Genomic DNA, 20,776 nt, shown 5'->3' with positions numbered 1-20,776 from the left:
CACACCCGTTCCCATGCCGAACACGGAAGTTAAGCGCTTCAGCGCCGAAAGTAGTTGGGGGTCTCCCCCTGTGAGGATAGGACGTTGCCGGGCAATATGAAGGACGATCAAGCACATGCTTGGTCGTCCTTTTTTGTCGTTCATTTGAAACTTTTTGTCGTATTTTATCGTACAACGAGACAAGGGTTACAGAAGAAAGGGAGTATACCGCAATGAATGAATTATATGAACACCAGTTGACACTTCAACAAAGCCTTGCTGAACGAGACCGATTAGCTCGTAAACTGAAAACTCTCGACAAACAAATTACTGAACATGAGACTGTTCGAAAACAGTTGCTTAATACGTTCACGAAAGAACAGCGTGATGTCTATGACTTAGAGACATTTTCGCTCGTCAATGCATGGCGTAAGCTGCGTGGAACGTTTAGCGAGCAGCGCACGATTGAATTAGAAGAAGCGGCCCGGGCAGAATTCAAGCTGCGAGAACACGAGGCGATGATTGATGAGTTAGTGCTTGAGCGTCGAGATTTGTATGAAACCTTTGAGGCATATAACGGGATCGATGCGAAATGGGCAGCGTTTATGAAAGAGAAAGAAGGTCACCTGAAGCAGGATCCTAAGGTAAGAGAAGAGTTGTACCGTCTCACGAATCAACAGGCGGAAACGAAAGAAGTGGTCGTCGAGTATAAAGAAGCGATCGCAGCAGGTAACGCAGCACGAGCTGCCATCTCAAAGACGCTCAAACACCTCGACAGTGCGAAGAGTTGGTCGACATATGACACGTTCTTCGGAGGTGGATTGATTGCGACAGCGATGAAACATGACGCGATTGATGCTTCTGAACGGAAGATGCATGAACTCCAATCCGCACTTGAGCGTTTCTCGCGTGAATTGGCTGATGTGAAAGGGATTGTCAGCGGCTTACACATCGAGCGTGGTTCGCTCGTCCAGTTCGCGGATTACTTCCTCGATGATATTTTTTCCGAATGGACGATGCATGGACGAATCAATGATTCGCTCGACAAAGTGAACGGGCTCGATCGCGAGATTGCCAAACTAATTGAAAAAATGACGCGAGATGTCGAGCGGCTGGAACGACAACTCGAAGATACGGAAGAAAAATGGAAACAGCTCATCGTCACACGATGAGCTGTTTGATCATTCCGGTCGCTTCAGCCAGTGTCGTAACCCTTTGCCGGCATGTGGTCCGTCTGCGTAGCGCGGGATGATGTGCAAGTGGGCATGGGGAACTGTCTGATTGGACGCTGTACCGACGTTCCAGCCGAGCGTATAGCCGTCAGGACCGTACGTCTCCTCTAGGAAAGACTTGGCGTCATGAAGCAAGGTGTATGTATCGCTCCATTCCGTCGGTGTTAACTCAAACGTTGTCGCCCGGTGCTGTTTCGGGACGATGATACCGGAACCGACGAGGACGTCTTGTTCGCGGTCATGCATCAGAAAGTAGCACGTGTCGTTCTCAGCGATGATGCGTTGGGACGGATCGAGATGTGGATGACAAAATGGACAGTTCGACATTGGATTGGTACACTTCCTTTCTGTGTATAGTGTATCAAAGGGGGATTTACTATGGAGCGATTCATTAATCAAATCATCGATCAAATTGATCTGAACGAACGGACGCTCATCGGGATTTCGGGTCACGGGGGTGCCGGGAAGACGACGTTCGCCAAACAGTTACAAACACGTCTCGGGGAGGTCAACTACATTAACACCGACCCGTATATCACGGACTCGACGCTTCGGAAGAGTGCGATGATCGACTATACGGTCGATGAGAAGGTGCATCACTATAAGATGACGGCCTGTCATCCGGCGGCGCATCACTTGTTGTCGCTCGAGCGGGACGTCCGGATGGTACGGGAAGGGGTCGGGTTTTATACGATGGATGTCCCGTATCTCGAACGGATGTGGATCGATCCCGAGAAGCAGGTCACCATCGTCGAGGGGATGAGCGTCGCCTTTCTCGATCCAAGGTATATGGATTTATCGGTCTATCTATATACAGATGGGGATACGGAGTTCGCCCGACGCGCTGCTCGTGACATAACGGAGCGAGGGATGGAGATGGAATACTTGAAAGCATCGCATGAAGAACGGCGTCTGCAATACGAGTTGTTCATGCATCCGTATCGCGACAACTTTCAAACGATCGTCTCGATTCAGGGTGACAGGTTGACGATTGAGAAAAGTCCATACAAAAACCGCTCATGAAGAGCGGTGGCTGCGTAGCGTATCTTGGATCCCGAGTCCGAGTCGGTCTTGTTCGTGCTCGAGTTGTTCCCAGGTGAGGGATCGGTGCCGGAGTTCGACGTCGGTCGCCATCGAGTCGAGCGTGCGCTGTCGTTCGATATTGTCGAGCCAGTAATAGACGTCGACCCCATTTTCATCCATGCGCCAGAATGATTTCACGACCTCGAACTCATCGGCCCAGTCGCCGACGGGCTTGAACCCATACTTCTCGACGAACGGATAAGGTCGTTCTTCACCGAGCGGGTCGATGACGTTGCGGACGAACATGAGCTCGAGTCCGGCATGCTCGGTCGCCTCGAGCAATCGTTTCAACTCAGGGAGTGGTTCGATCTCGATGTTTTCGACGACATCGAACCATACGCGTTTACCATCGGTGTCCCAAACAGTCGCTTCGACACTATAAGGGGCGCCCGATGTCGATGGGGCATACATCGTCAAGTCGAACGTGAACGGGATGTGTTCTTCTGCCCCGGGCTCAAGCACAGCCGTGAGGCGAATCGGGACTTCCTGAATGTCGGCCTCGCGGTTGAATTCGTTACCTTCAAGCGTGATGTCTTTGAACGTCGTCAGGAAGTTGAGCGTCAGTTCATGCAGACGGATCACTTTTGACGTCGGGTTCAAGACGCGAAGCGTCCCGTGAACGGTTTGCTTCGGCACGAACGGGATCGTATGGAAATAAACGGACGCATCTAACTCGGAAAAGAACCATTTTTTAAAGCGGTTGCCCCATTTCGACATGTCGGTCGCGCTCCTTTTCTGTTAATAAAGTTACACTCCTTTAAGTGTTCCCGATTCTAATTTCCAAAAAACATTAAGAAAAAGGTTGCATTTTATAACCGTCTCGCTTATTATAGAGGATGTCGAAACAATTCAAATCGTCGCGGGGTGGAGCAGTCTGGTAGCTCGTTGGGCTCATAACCCAAAGGTCGTTGGTTCAAATCCAGCCCCCGCAACCAATTTTTATTTAATTTCATATGTCGTCGCGGGGTGGAGCAGTCTGGTAGCTCGTTGGGCTCATAACCCAAAGGTCGTTGGTTCAAATCCAGCCCCCGCAACCAATTTTTAAATGAGATAGCGAAACGATGACGTTTCGTGTTTTTTTTTGCCTAAAATTGAGTGTACAATGAGTACGTATCGCTAGAATCGACTAAAGGAGAAACATCATGTATACATTGATTACCCATTCCGCGCCAGAGACGCAGGCCGTAGCGGAAAAGCTCGCCGCGCTCGTCAAAGCGGGAACGGTCATAACGCTTAACGGGGACCTCGGTGCCGGCAAGACGACGTTCACCCAAGGGTTCGCCAATGGACTCGGCGTGACGCGTAATGTCAACAGCCCGACGTTCACCATCATGAAACAATACCAAGGGCGCTTGCCGCTCTACCATATGGACGTCTATCGTCTCGAGGACACCGGGGACGATATCGGTCTCGAAGAATACATTAATGGTGACGGCGTCGCCATCGTCGAATGGTCGAACTTGATCGAGTCGTCGCTACCGACCGAGCGCCTCGCGATCACGATCGAACGGACAGGCGACGAGGAACGTTCAATCACGTTCATACCGACTGGTGAAGCGTATGACACGCTCGTCAAGGAGGTGCTCGCATGAAGCAACTGATGATCGACACGGCGACGACACGTCTGTCCGTCGCCCTCAGTGAGAACGGAAGCATCCAGGCAGAAGCGACGGTCATGGTCTCGAAAAACCACGCCGTCACGCTCATGCCGATGATCGAACAGCTCATGGCGGCCGTCAAATGGACACCGACCGAGCTCGAACGCATCATCGTCACGACGGGACCTGGGTCTTACACCGGCATCCGCATCGGCGTGACGACGGCAAAGACACTCGCTTATACATTGAAACTCCCGCTCGTCGGCGTATCGGCGCTCCGCCTCATGGCGGCGGCCCCGAACACCGAACTTCCGGTCGTGTCACTCATTGACGCGCGTCGCGGCAACGCCTATATCGGGCACTATCAACAAAACGCACAAGTCACGCCGGACCGTCATGCCTCGGTCGCTGATTGGCTACAAGCGAACATGACGGGACCGTTCGTCGTCGTCGGTGACGTCGAGCCGTTCCGTGACGTGCTTGCAGCATATGACTATACAGAAGCGCCGGCCGCCCACAGTTATGGCCGGGCCGGAGATCTCGTCGCTTTAGGTGAAGCGACGGCGGACGTGCACGCGTTCGAACCGGAATACCTTCGTCTCGCTGAGGCCGAGGCAAAATGGCTCGAGGGACAAAACAATGGCTGACATCAAAATCCGTCGGATGAACTGGCTCGATGTCGAAGAAGTCACGAAAGTTGAAGAGGCATCATTCGCGACCCCGTGGACGAAAGAAGCGTTCATGAACGAGATGCTCAAGAACGAGCAGGCGATTTATTTCGTCGCCGTCCATGAGCGCCGCATCATCGGGTTCATCGGCGTCTGGCAAATCGTCGACGAAGGGCACATCACGAACATCGCCGTCTTGCCAGAATACCGGGGCCAAGGTGTTGGCAATATGCTCCTCACGCAGCTCGTCGAGTTCGCTCGTTCGAAGTCACTCGAAGCGCTCACGCTCGAGGTGCGCGTGTCAAACATCGGCGCCCAAAAATTATATGAACAGTTCGGCTTCGAGAACGCTGGTCGCCGGAAACGATACTATCAAGACAATAATGAAGACGCCTATATTTACTGGGCGAAGTTAGGAAGTGAATCACTATGAACACATCGCTCATTCTCGCGATCGAGTCGAGCTGTGATGAGACGTCGGTCGCCCTCATTCGTGACGGCAAGACGCTCTTATCGAACGTCGTCTCGTCGCAGATTGAAAGTCATAAACGGTTCGGCGGTGTCGTACCCGAGGTCGCCTCGCGTCACCACGTCGAGCGGATCACGTACGTCATCGATGACGCGCTTAGCGAAGCCGGTGTGACGATGGATGACGTCGACGCGGTCGCGGTCACGCAAGGACCAGGACTCGTCGGTGCCCTTCTCGTCGGGATCAGCGCGGCCAAAGCGCTCGCGTTCGCCCACAGTAAACCGCTCATCGGTGTCCATCACATCGCCGGACACATCTATGCGAATGAACTCGTCGAAGAGATGCAGTTCCCGCTCGTCTGTCTCGTCGTCTCAGGTGGCCACACCGAGCTCGTCTATATGCCGGAGCACGGTGTGTTCGAAGTGATCGGTGAGACACGTGACGATGCGGCTGGTGAGGCGTATGACAAAGTCGCCCGCACGCTCAGTCTCCCATATCCAGGTGGCCCGGCCATCGATCGGTTGGCAGCTAGCGGGGAAGATACGTATAAATTCCCGCGTGTCCGGCTCGAGGCCGGCAGTTTTGACTTCAGCTTCAGCGGGCTCAAGTCGTCCGTCATCAACGCCGTCCATAACGCCGAACAACGCGGTGAGACGGTCGTACCAGAAAACTTGGCGGCGAGCTTCCAAGCGAGCGTCGTCGAGGTGCTAGTGGAGAAAGCGATCCGGGCCGTGAAAGAAAAAGGCGCGAAGCAACTGCTCGTCGCCGGTGGGGTCGCGGCGAACCGTGGGCTCCGGGCCGCCCTCAAGGAAGCGACGGAACGGGAAGGCATCCGTCTCGTCATCCCGCCGCTCAATCTGTGCGGGGACAACGCCGGTATGATCGGTGTGGCGGCGCATCACGCGTATGTGCGCGGCAAGCGCGATACACTGGCGATGAATGCGGTTCCTGGGTTATCCTTAGAAGAGAGCATGACAGTCTAGGGGGAACAGAGAGATGACGAAACGTATCATCATTGGAGGGCTCATCGTATTGCTCGTCGTTGCGACGTTTTTGCAAGTACGTGAGATCATCCGCGCTTATAATATCGCTTATGTAGAAGAAATCGTCCCAGAAGAGACGCGGGTCCGTTCGCTGACGGGCGCTGATATGCTCGAAGGCATCACCCGTGTGACCGGTGAGAACACACTCATCGAGACGCTGTATGGTTATAAGAATCTAGAAGACCAAGACATCAAGAGCGTCATCGTCGTCGACCGTAACCTCGGCGTGCAGCCGAAAGCGAGCGACGCCTATTACGAGCTCTTCCCGGGCCGTGAGGCGACAGAGGAAGAAGCGGCCAAGTTCGATGCGCTCGTCAAAGAGTTCGACGAACAACAACTGTTCGCGCAAGTCATCTCGGCCCATGAGGCCCGTTATGTGACGAACCGCGAAGAGACGCTGACGTTTTATAAAGTGTTCGTCCGCGACGTCGATACGAACGAGTACGTGTTCTTTATCACGGAAGACGGCATCAAGCTCGACTTCCACACGCGCGGGTTCCAACCGCTACGTTACTTCTAAATAAACCGTCCGGCGCTAAGCGTCGGACGGTTTATTTTGGTATACATTATGCCTTCAAATCGGCAATAATTTTTCCGACGACGTGGCGCTCGGAAAGTTCGACTAATTTTTTTGGAACGTCAGCAAACGCGATTGTCTCTTGAATCATCGAAGAAATCTCTTTTGCTTCTAAAAGATGCAACATGTGTGAACCGATGCGGACGATATTTGCTTCGCTAATGCGGTCTTGTTGATGATGGATGGCATTCAGTGCGACCTCATGATACGAGATGACCCGAGTAAAAGGCTTGATGATGCCAGGCTCTGGTGCACCAGCAATATGGACGAGATGTCCATTATAAGCGATGACGTGTAATGAAGCGATAGCGGTCTCACGGCCGACCGGGTCAATGACGGCATTGACGCCGTGCCCATCAGTCAATTCCATGACACGTTGTTGCCAATCTTCTGTGTTGTAGTCGATCGCCTCATCAGCACCGAGTTGTTTGACCCACTTATGGTTTCGGGCAGAAGCGGTCGTGATGACACGTTTGCCAAGCGATTTGGCAAGTTGGATGGCAAATCCGCCTACGCCACCCGCACCAGCATGGATCAATACTGTATCAATCGCATTCATTGGTAATTTCTCAAAGATGGCCTGATATGCGGTGAATCCGGCGGTTGGAAGTGCGGCCGCTTCTTTTGTCGAGACGCCGTCTGGAATGGGCACGACCATGTGCGCTTTGGCGCGCGTATACTCAGCGTATCCACCCCATTCATTCCAGTTGCCATGATAAAGGACACGATCACCGATGCGTACGTCCGTCACGTCGTCCGCGACGGCTTTGATGGTACCGGCGACGTCAAGGCCGAGGATGTGCGGATAAGACCAGTTCGGATTGCCATTCGTCGCCGTCTTATAATCGACGGGATTCAGCCCGGCATATTCTCCTTCAATCAAGACTTCACTAGCACGTAACGTCGGAATGTTGACGTCTTCAAGTCGCATCGATCGCCATGTGTTTGGTTCGTGTAAGAGTAGGGCTTTCATGATAAAATCTTCTCCTTCGATAAATATATTTATTAATTAACGCACGAAACGTTATTTGTCTTATGAATATTTGTCTTTTATACTAGGAGTACTACTACAAAGGGAGTCTAACAGATGATTGATTTTGAATGGTATCGCAGTTTTATCCATGTTTACCAACAGCGCTCTGTGTCCGCAGCCGCACGTGTCCGTTTTTTGACACAGCCTGCGGTGAGTCAGCATATCGCGGCACTCGAAGCAGAACTTCAAACGTCGCTATTCACACGTGCCCCAAGACAGATGATTCCGACAGACGCAGGCAAAGAGTTGTACACGCAAGTCGTTGGACTCATCGACCGGCTCGAGGAGCTATCGCTCGAAATGCGCTACGTCTCAGGCGAATCGACACGGCCGGTCTTAAAGTTCGGAGGACCGACCGAATTTGTTACACATGAGGTTATCCCCATGTTGCCGCTCGACGTAGCACAATATATCGCCGATTTTGGGATGGTCGACCAACTCATCAAGCGGCTCGCCGATGGCGAGCTCGATTTCGTCATCGCCACAAAACGGATGGATGAACCCGGAATCCAATACGTCCCGATTGCGGATGAGACATTTTTGCTTGTCGCACCGAGTGATTGGACGGTGCCGACAGACGAGCTGAAAGAATGGATGGATCGACAGCCATGGATTAGCTACGGGCTGGAACTGCCAATTATTCGTCGCTATTACCAAACCCAATTCGGTGAGCGTCCAGACATTCGTCCTGAGATGGTGCTACCTAACGTCGACGCGATCTTGACGGCAGTTGAGACAAAAAGCGGCATCAGCGTCTTACCGAACTATCTGATTCGGCACGCGCTCGAACGTGGGACGATACAAGTCGTCGCCCCGGACCGTTTTGCGACGAACGTCATCTATTTGGCGCATCGGACCGAGTCAAAACATGACCCAATCATCAATCAAGTCATAAAAGCACTAAAGGATGAAACATAAAGTAGGACCCTTGTGGGCCCTACTTTTTATAATGCGTTTTTTAAGATAGCAGCTACATCTTGCTGATGAAGCGGAACGTACTGACCAATCTGTTCAGCCACCATTGCCCGTTTTACCATCAATTCGAGATTCGTCTCGTCAATCCCATAATCGCTTAGGCGTGACGGGGCACCAATGGATGTCCAGAAGTCTTGTAGCGCCTGAACGGTCTCTTCGACGAGCATGTCATCCGACTTGCTGTTCACTTTAATTCCAAAGACCCGTTCGCCGAGTTGAATGATGCGTTCGGGGCGTGTCTTACTGACGTAGCGAAGCCATTCAGGGAAGAGAATGGCGAGTCCACCACCGTGTGGGATGTCGTAGACAGCAGAAACCGCATGTTCAATCATATGTGTGGCCCAGTCCGTCTTCACCCCCATCGATAACGTACCGTTCAAGGCGAATGTACCGTTCAACAACATCGTTTCACGTGCGTCAAAGTCATTCAGGTCTTGAACCAGACGAGGAGCAATCTCCATCATTGTCCGTAAAATCGACTCACCGAACCGCTCTTGGAGCAGTGCGTTCTCCGAAGCGTGGAAGTATTGTTCAAAGACGTGGGACATGATGTCGACGATTCCATAGACGGTTTGGTTCGCGGGAACACTTAACGTGTATGTCGGGTCGAGCACGCTGAATTTCGGATAAGTGAGTGGCGAACCGAAAGAGCGTTTATCCTGGGCCTCCCAGTTCGTGATGACCGCACCACCGTTCATTTCCGATCCAGTTGCCGCAAGTGTCAGTACCGTCCCGATTGGTAATGCATCTTTGACTGGAACTTGTCGTGTCACGATGTCCCACGGATTCCCGTCATATTTTGCCCCGGCTGCGATTCCTTTCGCACAGTCGATGACGCTGCCTCCGCCGACAGCTAGAATTAAATCGACTTCATGTTCATGGACTAAACGGATTCCTTTTTGAACCGTCGTCAGACGCGGATTTGGTTCGACACCCGAAAGTTCGACGACTTTCGCTCCCATATCTGACAAGAGCGCGGTCACTTCATCATAAAGGCCGTTTGCCTTAATACTGCCTCCACCATATAAGAGAAGCACGCGGTCCCCGTATTGTGGAATTTCGGTACGGAGGGACTCGAGTTGTCCTTTCCCGAATAATAGTTTGGTCGGATTGTGATATTGAAAACGTTCCATTGGTCATTCAACCTCCTTGATTTCTTCTAAGTATTGAACATCGCGACTGGCAAGAAGTGATGCTGCTTGTTCACGATATGTTTGATAGTGGGGTGATGCAATATGGGAATCGAGTGCCGTCTTGTCTGTCCACTTTTCATAAAAGACGAATGCATCAGCGTTTCCTTCGACACGATGTAACGTATACAAGACGCAACCTGCCTCGGTGCGCGATGGGGCGACGACTTGACGTAAATGTGTCTCAAGTGCTGAACCGAGACCAGGTTTTGCTTGAATCTGAGCTAAAATGGTGATCATCTTGATTCCTCCTCAGGCATAAAACCCGCCTGTTCGAACAGGCGGGTCATCATCTTTCATCGATTGGCAACGAGAAAGAATCGATTAGTTTAATGTGTCAATGACGGCTTTCGCCACGGCGACCGTCGACTGTGGGTTTTGTCCAGTGACGAGGTTACCGTCGACTTGAACGTTCTCTGTGAAGTTGTCAGCGAGTACGATGTTGGCACCGAGCTCACGAAGACGTGTTTCGAGCATGAACGGCATGTAGACATCGAGTCCAGTCGCACGTTCTTCTTCGTCCGTGAACGTCGCGATCGTTTTCCCGTTGACGAGCGGTGTACCGTCTGACAATGTCGCGCTGACGAGACCGGCTGGACCGTGGCAAACCGCTGCGACCGTTTTGTTCGCTTCAAACAACGTGCGGAGCGCATGGTTCAAAGCATCGCTATGTGGAAGATCGAACATCGTCCCATGTCCACCTGGCAAGAAGATGGCATCGAACGAGCTGAGGTCTGTGATTGTTTTCAAGTCGATCGTGTCTTTGAGAAGCGGTGCCGTCGCTTGGATTGCTTCCGGTACCTCGCCTTCTAAGCTACGGGCATCAATTGGTGCTTCGCCACCGTTCGGGCTCGCGACTGTGACTGTATACCCAGCTTCTTTAAATTCGACATACGCTTCCCCGAATTCAGATAACCAAAGACCGGTCGCATGACCTTCCTTCATTTCATTCGCGTTCGTTACGACCATTAATACGTGTTTACTCATTGAGAGTTCCTCCTTTAAAATCAACTTGTTGTTTTGCACGTGATTAGAATAACGTGCATCAGAACGAAAAACAAATTAATAAAAAATGAGCGATCGATAAATAAATTTATAGCAAAAAACATCACCTAATGAATTAGGTGATGTTAACGGTTAGGGATACGATGCGTCTCGCGATGCCACGTGTTGATCCGGCTGACTACATAGACGAAGAAGGCGAGCACCCACATAAACAGCGTCTCTTGATAAAAGTGGCCCCAGACCGAGCCGGGCGCATAAAAGCTATGCACCGTGACATCAACTGGCCAAATGACGAGCCGGATGAAGAGGGTGCTCATGAGGAGACCGCTGAGCAGGCTGATGATGATACCGGACCATGTTTGGATGATAAACCCGACGACAATCGGCAGGAAGTAAAATAAAATGATCGGGACGTTCGTCGCCTCGCCGCGGATGAGTTCCGAGATATACTCGGTCCCACTCGGCACGATGTAGACGAACCCGGTCAGGAACGCATGCATCCAATCGATCCGCATGGCACGGGAACGCATCATGAATGGAGTTCCTCCCATTCTGTGAACAGTTCCGTGATCGACTCTTTCGTCGCGTCGGACTCGGTCGACAGCTCTTGGGCGCGGGCGAAGTCGTTGAACACGTCCGGTTCGCATAACAGCTGCTCTATTTCTTCAAGCCGAGCTTCGTGGCGCTCGATTGTCAGCTCGATCTCTTCGACCCGCTGTTTCAACCGGCGTTCTTCGCGCTGCTGTTCCTTGTCGGCGCGCTGCTTCTTGACGACGACTTGTTTCGTCTCCTCGCGGGCGAGCCGGGCAAGGTCCTCGAGTTCTTCTTTCTTCTCGACGTAATACGAGTAGTCGCCGAGGTACTCATCGATGCCGTTCGGCGTGATCTCTAAGACACGCGTGGCGAGCCGGTCGATGAAGTAACGGTCGTGGGAGACGAACAGGATCGTCCCGGGGTAGTCGACGAGCGCGTTCTCGAGGATCATCTTCGAGTCGAGGTCCAAGTGGTTCGTCGGCTCATCCAAGACGAGCAAGTTCGGTTGCTCGAGCTTGAGCTTGGCGAGCGTCAGCCGGGCTCGTTCGCCGCCGGATAGTTCTTGGACGCGTTTCATAACGTCGTCCCCGCTGAACAAGAACTGGCCGAGCAGACTGCGGACTTCTTGCTCGCGCATGAGCGGCCAGTCGTTCCAAATCTCATCGATGACGCGGTTCGCGTCCGACAAGTTCTGTTGTTCCTGGTCGTAGTAGCCGATCTCGACGCCGGTACCGTAGCGGATGTCACCGGTCAGTGCCGGTTGTTGTTTCGTCAACACTTTGAGGAGCGTCGATTTGCCGACCCCGTTCGGGCCGACGAGGGCGACCGACTCGCCGCGTTGCAGTTGGAAACGCAAGTTCTGTGCGATCGGTTCTTCGTAGCCGATGGCGAGGTCGCTGCCGCTCAACACATCGTTCCCGCTTTGACGTTTGATCGAGAACGACAACACCGCGCTTCGTTCGTCACCGTCAGGCACGTCCATGCGGTCGATCTTCTCGAGCCGCTTGCGGACGCTTTGGGCGCGTTTCGTCGTCGTCGCCCGGGCGATGTTCCGTTGGATGAAGTCTTGCATCTTGGCGATTTCTTCTTGTTGCGACTCGAACTGCTTCTTCTCTTGTTCGTAAAGCGCGGCCTTCTGCTCGAGGAATTTCGTATAGTTCCCGACGAAGCGGCGGCTGCGGTTGCGTGACAGCTCGTAGACGACCGAGACGACGCGGTCGAGGAAGTAACGGTCGTGGGAGACGATGAGGACGGCACCTTTATAGCCGCTCAAATATTTCTCGAGCCAGCTGAGCGTCTCGATGTCCAAATGGTTCGTCGGCTCATCCAAGATGAGCAGGTCCGGGCTTTGCAGGAGCATCTTCGCTAAGGCAAGACGTGTCCGCTGTCCGCCTGAGAGCGTATCGATCCGACGTTCGAAGTCGTCCGGATAAAACCGCATCCCGTGCAAGATCGAGCGGATCGTCGCTTCATACTGATAGCCGCCGCGGTCTTTGAACGTGTGTTGCTCCTCGTCATACGCCGCAAGCAGACGCTCGTAGGCGGCCGGGTCGTTCAAGATCCGCTCCGAGCCCATGTCTTGCTCCATCTGGCGGAGCGTCTTCTCTTGTTCGATCAAGTCGGTGAAGACGGTGAGCATCTCGTTCCACATCGTCTCGTTCGATTCTAATCCTGAGTCTTGGGCGAGATAGCCGATCGTCACGTCTTTTGGCTTCATGATGTCGCCCGAGTCATAGTTGTACTCGCCGGCGATGACTTTTAACAGCGTCGACTTGCCGGCGCCGTTGCGGCCGACGAGGGCGACGCGTTCGCCTTCTTGGATTTCTAGTTTGACATTCTCTAAAATCGGCTCGACGCCGAACGATTTGGATAAGTTGTTGACTTGCAGTAGGATCAAGTGAAAAAACCCCTTTCTCTCTGTTTAGTATACTTTATTTCTTCCCCTTTTCAGGTATATTCATTGAGTGCTTATGTGAATTCGTTTACAATCAAGGTGTATGAAATCAGATTCGTTTGAAACGCGTCGTAAAAAGGAGGCTCTTTCCGTTGAGTCAAAACGAACCAAAGATTCCGCAAGCGACAGCCAAACGGTTGCCACTATACTATCGGTTTATCCAAAGCCTACATTCGTCAGGGAAACAGCGTGTCTCTTCTGCTGAACTGAGCGAGGCAGTCAAGGTCGATTCGGCAACGATTCGCCGTGACTTCTCATACTTCGGTGCGCTCGGTAAAAAGGGATATGGCTATAACGTACAGTATCTGTTAGAATTTTTCCGTAAGACGCTGAATCAAGACGAGATCACGAACGTCGCCTTGGTCGGGGTCGGTCATCTCGGGACAGCGTTCGTCAACTATAACTTCCTTAAAAACAATAACACACATATCGTCGTCGGGTTCGACGCAGACGAGACAAAAGTCGGCACGACGATGTCAGGTGTCCCGATTCATCACGTCGATGAGATGGAACAGATTATGAAGCAAAACAAGATCGATGTCGCCATCCTCACGGTCCCGTCTGCCTACGCGCAACCGGTCGCCGATGATTTGGTCCGCTATGGCGTTCGAGGGATCTTGAACTTCACGCCGGCGCGATTGACTGTACCGGACACGGTCCGCGTCCATCATATCGACTTGTCGATCGAACTCCAGTCGCTCATTTACTTTATGCAACACTATCCATCCGCTGAGGGGGTCCATCAATAATGGAATTTCTACAATCATCACTCGTCGTCGGTATCCCAGGTGGCGTCAGTATTTTCGTCATCGCCATCATCGCGCTCATCCTCTTCGGGCCGAAGAAATTGCCAGAGTTCGGCCGGGCAGCGGGGCAGACGCTCCGTGAGTTCAAAAATGCCACGAACGGTATGATGAAAGAGCACGATGAGACCGACAAGAAAGAAATTGAGAAGAAAGAGCAGTAAGCCATGAGCCATCAACCTGATCAAGAACGGGCACTGTCCGATCACTTGACAGAGCTGCGGAGACGACTGATGCTGTCGGCATTTGTCGTCTTTGCCTTCTTTCTGATCGCTTTGCCGAGTGTCAAATACGTGCTCGCCTATCTGCAGGCGGACCTCGTCGAACGAGGGCTCGAGCTGAACGCCTTTGGGGTCGCGGACCCGCTCATGATTTACTTGAACTTGGCGCTCGTCATCGGGCTCGTCGCATCGGGTCCATTTCTACTGTATCAACTGTGGGCGTTCGTCGCACCTGGTCTGCATCCGAATGAACGAAAATGGACGCTCGCCTATATCCCGGTCATCTTTATCTTGTTCCTCATCGGTCTCGCATTCGCCTACTATTGGTTGTTCCCGCTCGTCCTCGATATCTCGACGGACCTCGGGCAAGACCTCGGTCTGACACAGATCATCGGGGCGACGAACTATTTCACGTTCCTGTTGCAGCTGACGATCCCGTTTGGACTGTTGTTCCAACTGCCGGTCGTGACGATGTTCTTGACGCGCATCGGTGTCGTGACGCCGTACTTCCTCTCAAAAATTCGGAAGTACGCCTACTTCGCCTTGTTCGTCATCGCGGCATTCATCACGCCGCCGGATTTGACGTCGCACCTCATGGTGTCGCTGCCGCTCTTCTTCCTATATGAGATCAGCTTATCGATCTCGCGCGTGACGTACCGCGGTGTGCTCCGACGTGAGAAAGAGGCGATGGTGAAAGAACAGATGGATTTGATGAAGCAAATGAATGAGAAGTGAACACTACGTCATGAGACGTGGTGTTTTTTTTAATTTTAGGGCTATTAAATTTTGAAAAAACAACTTAAAATTAGGAAGGTTGAATTAAAAATGGATTATTTTTGAAAGTTATGTATTCATAAACAGAAATGAGGAGAACGATGAACAAATGGTTATGGAGCATACTCGTTGTGCTCGTCATGGTGGCAGCGCCCGGATTAGACGTTCGGGCAGAGGGTTATGCCAAGCCTGAAGTCATTCCGGCAGGAGAAGTGGTAGGAAATAGTGAATATGTGTGGCGCTCAGGAGATCCTGAGACGCTCGTCCATGTGAAGACCGGTGAAGTCTATACATTACCGATTCGAGTGTCCGTCTTGCACAACATTCACGCAGTCGGGGACGGTCGATTTATTTTGGAAGGGTGGCAACAATGGATGGTATGGGATATCCATACCGATTCAGGTTCAAGCTTTCCGATTGAGCCGGGAAGCGGTCTGGATGCAGTCGTTGCGATCAATCAGTCGGCGGAAACAGTTTTATGGACCGACGACAAAAAATATGTCACCACGTCGATGGCAGGGGACATCCTCGGGTCGATCACTAAAGAGAGTATGTATGAAGCATACGGACTGCTCGACGACGGAAATGTCCTCGCATTCGTGGATGGCCAAATCACGAAACGGACAGTGACGGGTGAAGTGCTCGAGACGCTTGGTTCATATACGGGCCAGGTGAGGGGAGCGTCGTTGATCAAGGGAGCGAACCAGTGGGTCGTCACAAAATCCGGTGACTGGGAACATCTCAATATATTCGATATAGCGACGAAACGATGGATTGAGAAAGATGCGCCAGACGTAAGGAATCTAAGTTGGAAAGACGGCGTCTACTACTTCACGATTCGAAAGATGTACACGACGTTTTATGTCAGTTATAACGTGGCGACGAATGAATGGCGAGAAGCGCCGATCGATGACGCGGACGTCCGACAGCACGGACCGTGGTATGTCTTTTCTGAAAACCGCACGGTAGGTTATACGCCGGAGTCGTTATGGAAAGCACCATGGAAACTGCTTGTCAACGTGCCGAAAACGACGGCACGTTATGAAGTAGGTCGTCCCTATGAAGTGAACGGAACCGTGACACTTGTTGATGGGACGGTTTTACCTGTCTCGGGTACCGAGTTGAAGGCCCGTTTAGCCTACCAAGACGATCCATTCGTCTGGGAGCAAGACAAACTGACGCTGCAGACGAATGGTTCTTATGACATGATTTTCGAGTGGAATGATTTGGACCGACGCTTAGATTTATGGGCGTCGAATTACGTACCCCTCACACTCGATCCACCGTCGGGCGTATTAGGTCCGATCAGTGGGAAGACGGCACCGAACACGCCGGTGTTTGTCAGCGTGACGAAAAACTTGTATCAATCGAATTCATCGGATTCATTGTTGAACTATCAATCGACGACGGTCCAATCGGATGAATCAGGGCGCTATACGTGGCAACCTGCGCGTTGGTTCACACCGGGATCTCGCGTGACTGTGAAAATCGGTAGTAAGTCGGGCGTGTACGCCGAACCAATCGAACTTCAGACGGTCAAGGAGAGTGAGGACACGTCACCGAACGGCATCTCGGTTCTGACGAAAACGGTCACTTCAGGTGTCACGTTGAAAACGACGCCGAACGCCTCGGTGGATGTGTTGATTCGCAGTGGGAAATACTACGAAGTTTTGAATGAGCAGGCAGATGAGGACGGGCTCGTTTCGATTAAAGAGTTCAATACGATGCCTGTAGACATCGGAACAAAAGTCTACTACAAATTAAAAGAGGCACCCGCTTCAGCGTTCCGGCTCACAACCGTTGAGACAAGAGTGGAACCGCCTGTGTTTTCGTGGACTCGGACACCGTTGATGTATGACAAATCCATCAATGTCACATCGAGTACCGATCAGGCCTATCGCATTTATCGAAATGGTACGCATGTGGCGACAACACGCGCGATGCCGTACACGTTCGACACCCCACTGAAAGAAGGGGAGGTCATTCTCGTCACACGCTCGAGCGGCGATGCGACGTACCAACTAACGAAAAAGGTCCAAGCGTTCACACCGACGCTCAGTGTGACGGACACGCTGATGACGAAGACAGAGGCGACGCTCACGATCAAGAAGACGAGTACGGCGACTGTTCGATTTTACGTGAATGATAAGCTCGTCACGGCGAAACGTCTGTCGACGACGCGATACACGGTCCCGGCCAAACCGGGAGATGTGATTCGTGTCCGAGCGGCGGTCGGATCGAAGTCGCGTGACGTCTCGGTCAATTTGCCGAAGACATCGCTGTCGACGCTCTCAATCAACGATGAGAAGTCGCTTTGGGTCGGATACGTGATTCCGAACAGTACCGTCACGTTGAAGAACGGTTCGAAAGTACTTGCTACGGCGAAGGCAAGCAGTACCGGGCGAGTGACGCTCCGCTTCACCCGTCAGCCGATTAACGGGACGCTGTCCTTGACGAGTCAAGGAGGACTGTTCCGCCATGTGCAGACGTCGAAAGTGACTGTTGGTCCGACGCCTACACTCATGACAACGATTCCGTCGAGTGCGTCGAAGACACTCAAGGCGACTTCGAACGTCGCATACGGCACGTTGACGCTCACACGTGGCTCGACCGTCCTCACCAAGAAGACGGTGACGGCTACGTCGACGACGCTCAGTTTCGCCTCACAAAAGAAAGGGACGAAATTGACGCTCCGTCTCGTGACGCCGCAAGGTCGGAGTGTGACGAAAACAATTTATGTACGGTAATAGAGGAGCCATTCGCTGAAGCGGATGGCTTTTTTCTGAGATGGGGAATGTGACAAGAAAGTGATACGATGAAACCAATCAAACACAAGTCAGGGGGAGAAGCGATGGCTTGGGAATATTACGGGGACGCGCTCATCGTCACAGGGATGTTGACGACGGTGCTCTTACTCGTCGTGCTATCTTTTTTGAAGTTACTATACAGGCGGAGACTCGTCTTTCCGTTGACGCTCGTGGTGATGGGCTATGTCCTGTTCATGGTCGGGCTCGTCTTCGTCCGGGGCTGGGACGGGATGGGCTGGAGTTTGATCGGTTTCAGTTTGTACGTGATCGGGCTCGTCACCTATATCGGTGTCGTCATCTATCACTGGGTGAAAGCGAGACGCACGTCCAATTCATGATCAAAACCGTTCCGGTCGCGGAGCGGTTTTTTTGTCGTCATAACCGTCGTTCAAACTTTAGACATAATTACGTGAAAAACTGAGCAAAGGGATTGTCAAACCTTCTTGTGAAATAGTACACTAAGTTCAGAAAGCGAATGTGATATTTGTCACAAACACTAACTTGCCTACAACTCAAAGGAGAGACTACCATATGAAAATCGCAGTCATCGGATGTACACACGCAGGAACAGCAGCAGTCAAAGGCTTACTCTCCAAGCACGACAATCTCGACATCACCGTGTATGAGCGGAACGACAACGTCAGCTTCCTCTCGTGTGGGATCGCCCTCCACGTCGGCGGCGTCGTCAAACGCGCTGAAGAATTGTTCTACTCATCACCGACCGAGCTCGAAGAACTCGGCGCGACGATGCGCATGAAGCATGACGTGTTGAACATCGATGCGGAAGCGAAGACGGTCCACGCCAAAAACCTCGAGACGGGTGCAGACGTATATGACACGTTCGACCGTTTGATCGTGACGACAGGATCTTGGCCGATCGTCCCGACGCTACCTGGCATCGAGATGACTGGGATCGAACTTTGCAAAAACTATGGTCACGCTCAGCGCATCATCGAGCGGGCTAAGGGTGCGACAAATATCGCCGTCATCGGTGCCGGCTATATCGGCGTCGAGCTCGTCGAGGCGTTCGAAGTGTACGGCAAGCACGTCACGTTCATCGACAGTGCTGACCGCATCTTGAACAAGTACCTCGACAAGTCGTTCACGGACCAACTTGAAGCCGACATGACGTCACGCGGTATCGACCTTGAGCTCAGCCAAACGGTCGAAGCGTTCCGCGGCACAGACGGAAACGTCACGCACGTCGTCACCGACAAAGGTGAGTTCGAAGCCGACCTCGTCATTCTATGTGTCGGTTTCCGCCCGAACACGGGACTGCTCGCAGGACAAGTCGACATGCTCGGCAACGGCGCCATCATCGTCGACGAATATATGCGCACGAGCAACCCGGACGTCTTCGCAGCCGGTGACAGCTGTGCCGTCTACTACAACCCGGCGCGCACACATGCTTACATCCCGCTCGCGACGAACGCCGTCCGCATGGGTACGCTCGTCGCCGAGAACCTCGTCACACCACGTGTCCGTTACCAAGGGACACAAGGGACGTCGGGACTCCGTCTCTATGACTGGAACATCGCCTCGTCAGGCCTCACGGAAGAAGCGGCCGGATTGTTCGGCCTCGACGTCGAGAGCGTCGTGATCGAGGACGCGTACCGTCCTGAGTTCATGCCGACGTCGGAGCCGGTCCAGTTCAAACTCGTCTATGAAGTCGGCACACATCGTGTCGTCGGGGGACAAGTGCTCTCGAAAGCGGATATGACGCAAGCGGTCAACACGTTGTCGCTCGCGATCCAAAACGAGATGACGGTCGAAGAGCTCGCCTACGTCGACTTCTTCTTCCAGCCGCACTACAACAAGCCGTGGCACTTCATCAACAGTGGAGCGCTCGCGGCGATGAAAGACAAAGTCAACGCATAACGCAAAAGATTCGAAAGCAGCCGCTTTCGAATCTTTTTTTTATAGGTAACGTGGCGCGTCCTGCATCGAGTTGGCGAGGATGATGTAGACGAGGATGTTTCCGGGCATGATAAGAAAGAGTAACCGGACGCCGAGCGAGGACATGCCGAAGTACTCGGCGATGCCGCCGCAGACACCGGCGAGAGAACGGTCGGTCGCGGATTTTCGAAGAGCACGTTGCATAAAGTAGACTCCCATCTCGAATTTGATATGTAAATTTTACCATATGTGTAGTGAACTACTCACCACTTATTTGCTTCGCAACTTGAAGTGGGAGCTTCTTGGGAAGACCATGCTTTGACCAGCCACGGTTGTGGACCAAGCTCGTCGGGCAGTCCCTGCCCTGGGGTGTTTCAGTCGGCGAGACCCAACAGGTTGAGGCTCGCGTTAACGTCGCGGTCGTGGTGCGCGCCGCATGCGGCGCATGTCCACTCGCGGACATGCAGGTCCTTCTTGCCGCCGTTCTCGCCGCAGGCCGAACAGACCTGGGTCGAGGCGAACCACGGATCGGCTTGAACGAGCGTCCGGCCGTGGAACCTGCATTTATAGGCGAGCTGGCGGACGAACTCGCCCCACCCGGCGTCCCCGATCGACTTCGCCAGGCGGCGGTCCTGCATCATCTCCCTCGGCTTCAGCGTCTCGACCACGACGACTTGGTTCTCGTCGACGATGCGTCTAGACAGCTTGTGGAGGAAGTCGTGCCGTCGGTTCTTGACCTGCTCGTGTTTCTTCGCGAGGACGAGCCGGGCCTTCTCGCGGTTCCGGCTGCCGGGCTTCTTGCGGGAGAGCGCGCGCTGCGCTCGTCTCAGCCGCGCCTCGGCCTCGCTATAAATGATAGTTTTAAGATGTCCTAAAACGTTGGGATAACAATGTACAATTTCGTCTCCTTCTCGCATACTTGTTCACGAGGTGAA

Annotated in this window: 23 protein-coding genes, 2 tRNA genes, 1 rRNA gene and 1 pseudogene; 17 read left to right on the top strand and 10 right to left on the bottom strand. The window is 52.8% G+C overall.

Going from position 1 to position 20,776, the window contains the following annotated elements:
• Together rrf and KNP77_RS15195 are read left to right on the top strand one after the other, a co-directional pair.
• Positions 1 to 93: ribosomal RNA gene (gene rrf / locus KNP77_RS15200) — 5S ribosomal RNA — on the top strand; the annotation flags it as partial.
• Positions 94 to 212: 119 nt separating this feature from the next.
• Positions 213 to 1,151, top strand: a complete 939-nt coding sequence (locus KNP77_RS15195; protein WP_131466566.1) for a hypothetical protein — start codon at positions 213 to 215, stop codon at positions 1,149 to 1,151.
• Between the two features lie 9 nt (positions 1,152 to 1,160).
• Here KNP77_RS15195 and KNP77_RS15190 read toward each other — a convergent pair whose 3' ends face one another.
• Entirely contained in the window at positions 1,161 to 1,538 is a 378-nt protein-coding gene (locus KNP77_RS15190; RefSeq protein WP_131508502.1) for an HIT family protein, read from the bottom strand.
• A gap of 51 nt (positions 1,539 to 1,589) precedes the next feature.
• On the opposite strand from KNP77_RS15190, the gene KNP77_RS15185 reads away from it, so the two are divergent.
• On the top strand, positions 1,590 to 2,234 hold the full coding sequence (locus KNP77_RS15185) for a uridine kinase family protein (RefSeq protein ID WP_214891608.1): 645 nt from the start codon (positions 1,590 to 1,592) through the stop codon (positions 2,232 to 2,234).
• Here KNP77_RS15185 and KNP77_RS15180 read toward each other — a convergent pair.
• Positions 2,229 to 3,011 (bottom strand): sporulation protein, encoded by a 783-nt coding sequence (locus KNP77_RS15180; protein WP_016509933.1) that lies wholly within the window; start codon positions 3,009 to 3,011, stop codon positions 2,229 to 2,231. The genes KNP77_RS15185 and KNP77_RS15180 overlap by 6 nt on opposite strands.
• A 141-nt stretch (positions 3,012 to 3,152) precedes the next feature.
• Here KNP77_RS15180 and KNP77_RS15175 point away from each other — a divergent pair.
• The 7 genes from KNP77_RS15175 (at position 3,153) to KNP77_RS15145 (ending at position 6,592) form a co-directional block, all read left to right on the top strand.
• Positions 3,153 to 3,229: transfer RNA gene (locus tag KNP77_RS15175), tRNA-Met, on the top strand.
• Between the two features lie 25 nt (positions 3,230 to 3,254).
• Positions 3,255 to 3,331: transfer RNA gene (locus tag KNP77_RS15170), tRNA-Met, on the top strand.
• A 105-nt stretch (positions 3,332 to 3,436) separates the two neighbouring features.
• The gene (gene tsaE / locus KNP77_RS15165; protein ID WP_214891606.1) at positions 3,437 to 3,886 is read left to right on the top strand and encodes a tRNA (adenosine(37)-N6)-threonylcarbamoyltransferase complex ATPase subunit type 1 TsaE; all 450 of its coding nucleotides are present in this window, start codon (positions 3,437 to 3,439) and stop codon (positions 3,884 to 3,886) included.
• Positions 3,883 to 4,539, top strand: a complete 657-nt coding sequence (tsaB, locus tag KNP77_RS15160; protein ID WP_131458176.1) for a tRNA (adenosine(37)-N6)-threonylcarbamoyltransferase complex dimerization subunit type 1 TsaB — start codon at positions 3,883 to 3,885, stop codon at positions 4,537 to 4,539. Before tsaE ends, tsaB begins: the two co-directional genes overlap by 4 nt.
• Entirely contained in the window at positions 4,532 to 4,993 is a 462-nt protein-coding gene (rimI, locus tag KNP77_RS15155) for a ribosomal protein S18-alanine N-acetyltransferase (protein WP_131470360.1), read from the top strand. Before tsaB ends, rimI begins: the two co-directional genes overlap by 8 nt.
• Positions 4,990 to 6,012 carry a tRNA (adenosine(37)-N6)-threonylcarbamoyltransferase complex transferase subunit TsaD gene (gene tsaD / locus KNP77_RS15150; RefSeq protein WP_214891604.1) on the top strand — a complete coding sequence of 341 codons (1,023 nt, stop codon included), beginning with the start codon at positions 4,990 to 4,992 and terminating at the stop codon, positions 6,010 to 6,012. The genes rimI and tsaD overlap by 4 nt, the downstream gene beginning before the upstream one ends.
• A gap of 13 nt (positions 6,013 to 6,025) precedes the next feature.
• Positions 6,026 to 6,592, top strand: coding sequence for a hypothetical protein (locus KNP77_RS15145; RefSeq protein WP_214891602.1), 567 nt, complete (start codon positions 6,026 to 6,028; stop codon positions 6,590 to 6,592).
• 46 nt (positions 6,593 to 6,638) lie between these two features.
• On the opposite strand, the gene KNP77_RS15140 is transcribed toward KNP77_RS15145, so the two are convergent.
• Positions 6,639 to 7,622, bottom strand: a complete 984-nt coding sequence (locus KNP77_RS15140; RefSeq protein ID WP_214891600.1) for a zinc-binding dehydrogenase — start codon at positions 7,620 to 7,622, stop codon at positions 6,639 to 6,641.
• 114 nt (positions 7,623 to 7,736) lie between these two features.
• Here KNP77_RS15140 and KNP77_RS15135 point away from each other — a divergent pair, with 114 nt between their 5' ends.
• The gene (locus tag KNP77_RS15135; protein WP_214891598.1) at positions 7,737 to 8,600 is read left to right on the top strand and encodes a LysR family transcriptional regulator; all 864 of its coding nucleotides are present in this window, start codon (positions 7,737 to 7,739) and stop codon (positions 8,598 to 8,600) included.
• A 26-nt stretch (positions 8,601 to 8,626) separates the two neighbouring features.
• On the opposite strand, the gene KNP77_RS15130 is transcribed toward KNP77_RS15135, so the two are convergent.
• The 5 genes from KNP77_RS15130 to KNP77_RS15110 form a co-directional block, all read right to left on the bottom strand.
• Entirely contained in the window at positions 8,627 to 9,790 is a 1,164-nt protein-coding gene (locus KNP77_RS15130; RefSeq protein ID WP_214891596.1) for an iron-containing alcohol dehydrogenase, read from the bottom strand.
• 3 nt (positions 9,791 to 9,793) lie between these two features.
• Positions 9,794 to 10,087, bottom strand: coding sequence for a putative quinol monooxygenase (locus KNP77_RS15125; protein WP_214891594.1), 294 nt, complete (start codon positions 10,085 to 10,087; stop codon positions 9,794 to 9,796).
• An 84-nt stretch (positions 10,088 to 10,171) separates the two neighbouring features.
• A complete protein-coding gene (locus KNP77_RS15120) occupies positions 10,172 to 10,834 on the bottom strand; it encodes a type 1 glutamine amidotransferase domain-containing protein (protein ID WP_214891592.1) in 663 nt (220 codons plus the stop codon).
• A gap of 143 nt (positions 10,835 to 10,977) precedes the next feature.
• Positions 10,978 to 11,385, bottom strand: a complete 408-nt coding sequence (locus KNP77_RS15115; RefSeq protein WP_251139122.1) for a hypothetical protein — start codon at positions 11,383 to 11,385, stop codon at positions 10,978 to 10,980.
• A complete protein-coding gene (locus KNP77_RS15110; protein WP_214891590.1) occupies positions 11,382 to 13,283 on the bottom strand; it encodes an ABC-F family ATP-binding cassette domain-containing protein in 1,902 nt (633 codons plus the stop codon). The genes KNP77_RS15115 and KNP77_RS15110 overlap by 4 nt, the downstream gene beginning before the upstream one ends.
• 149 nt (positions 13,284 to 13,432) lie before the next feature.
• On the opposite strand from KNP77_RS15110, the gene KNP77_RS15105 reads away from it, so the two are divergent.
• From KNP77_RS15105 to KNP77_RS15080, 6 genes are all read left to right on the top strand, one after another.
• Positions 13,433 to 14,089, top strand: a complete 657-nt coding sequence (locus KNP77_RS15105; RefSeq protein WP_070328993.1) for a redox-sensing transcriptional repressor Rex — start codon at positions 13,433 to 13,435, stop codon at positions 14,087 to 14,089.
• A complete protein-coding gene (locus KNP77_RS15100) occupies positions 14,089 to 14,307 on the top strand; it encodes a twin-arginine translocase TatA/TatE family subunit (protein WP_016509907.1) in 219 nt (72 codons plus the stop codon). The genes KNP77_RS15105 and KNP77_RS15100 overlap by 1 nt, the downstream gene beginning before the upstream one ends.
• Positions 14,308 to 14,310: 3 nt before the next feature.
• Positions 14,311 to 15,099, top strand: a complete 789-nt coding sequence (gene tatC / locus KNP77_RS15095) for a twin-arginine translocase subunit TatC (RefSeq protein WP_070328994.1) — start codon at positions 14,311 to 14,313, stop codon at positions 15,097 to 15,099.
• Positions 15,100 to 15,239: 140 nt separating this feature from the next.
• Positions 15,240 to 17,885: a hypothetical protein gene (locus tag KNP77_RS15090; protein ID WP_214891588.1), complete on the top strand. Its 2,646-nt coding sequence runs from the start codon at positions 15,240 to 15,242 to the stop codon at positions 17,883 to 17,885.
• 104 nt (positions 17,886 to 17,989) lie between these two features.
• Positions 17,990 to 18,283 carry a YesK family protein gene (locus tag KNP77_RS15085; protein WP_070328996.1) on the top strand — a complete coding sequence of 98 codons (294 nt, stop codon included), beginning with the start codon at positions 17,990 to 17,992 and terminating at the stop codon, positions 18,281 to 18,283.
• A gap of 193 nt (positions 18,284 to 18,476) precedes the next feature.
• Complete coding sequence (locus KNP77_RS15080) at positions 18,477 to 19,823, top strand: FAD-dependent oxidoreductase (protein ID WP_214891586.1); 1,347 nt, start codon at positions 18,477 to 18,479, stop codon at positions 19,821 to 19,823.
• Between the two features lie 39 nt (positions 19,824 to 19,862).
• Here KNP77_RS15080 and KNP77_RS15075 read toward each other — a convergent pair whose 3' ends face one another.
• Positions 19,863 to 20,045 carry a PspC domain-containing protein gene (locus KNP77_RS15075; protein ID WP_035386443.1) on the bottom strand — a complete coding sequence of 61 codons (183 nt, stop codon included), beginning with the start codon at positions 20,043 to 20,045 and terminating at the stop codon, positions 19,863 to 19,865.
• 170 nt (positions 20,046 to 20,215) lie between these two features.
• Positions 20,216 to 20,665, bottom strand: a pseudogene (locus KNP77_RS15070) (RNA-guided endonuclease TnpB family protein); the annotation flags it as partial.
• Positions 20,666 to 20,776 lie beyond the last annotated feature (111 nt).

This window comes from Exiguobacterium sp. s142 (assembly GCF_018618455.1).
Taxonomy (GTDB): Bacteria; Bacillota; Bacilli; order Exiguobacteriales; family Exiguobacteriaceae; genus Exiguobacterium; species Exiguobacterium aurantiacum_A.
This window is presented reverse-complemented; position numbering and strand designations above follow the sequence as displayed.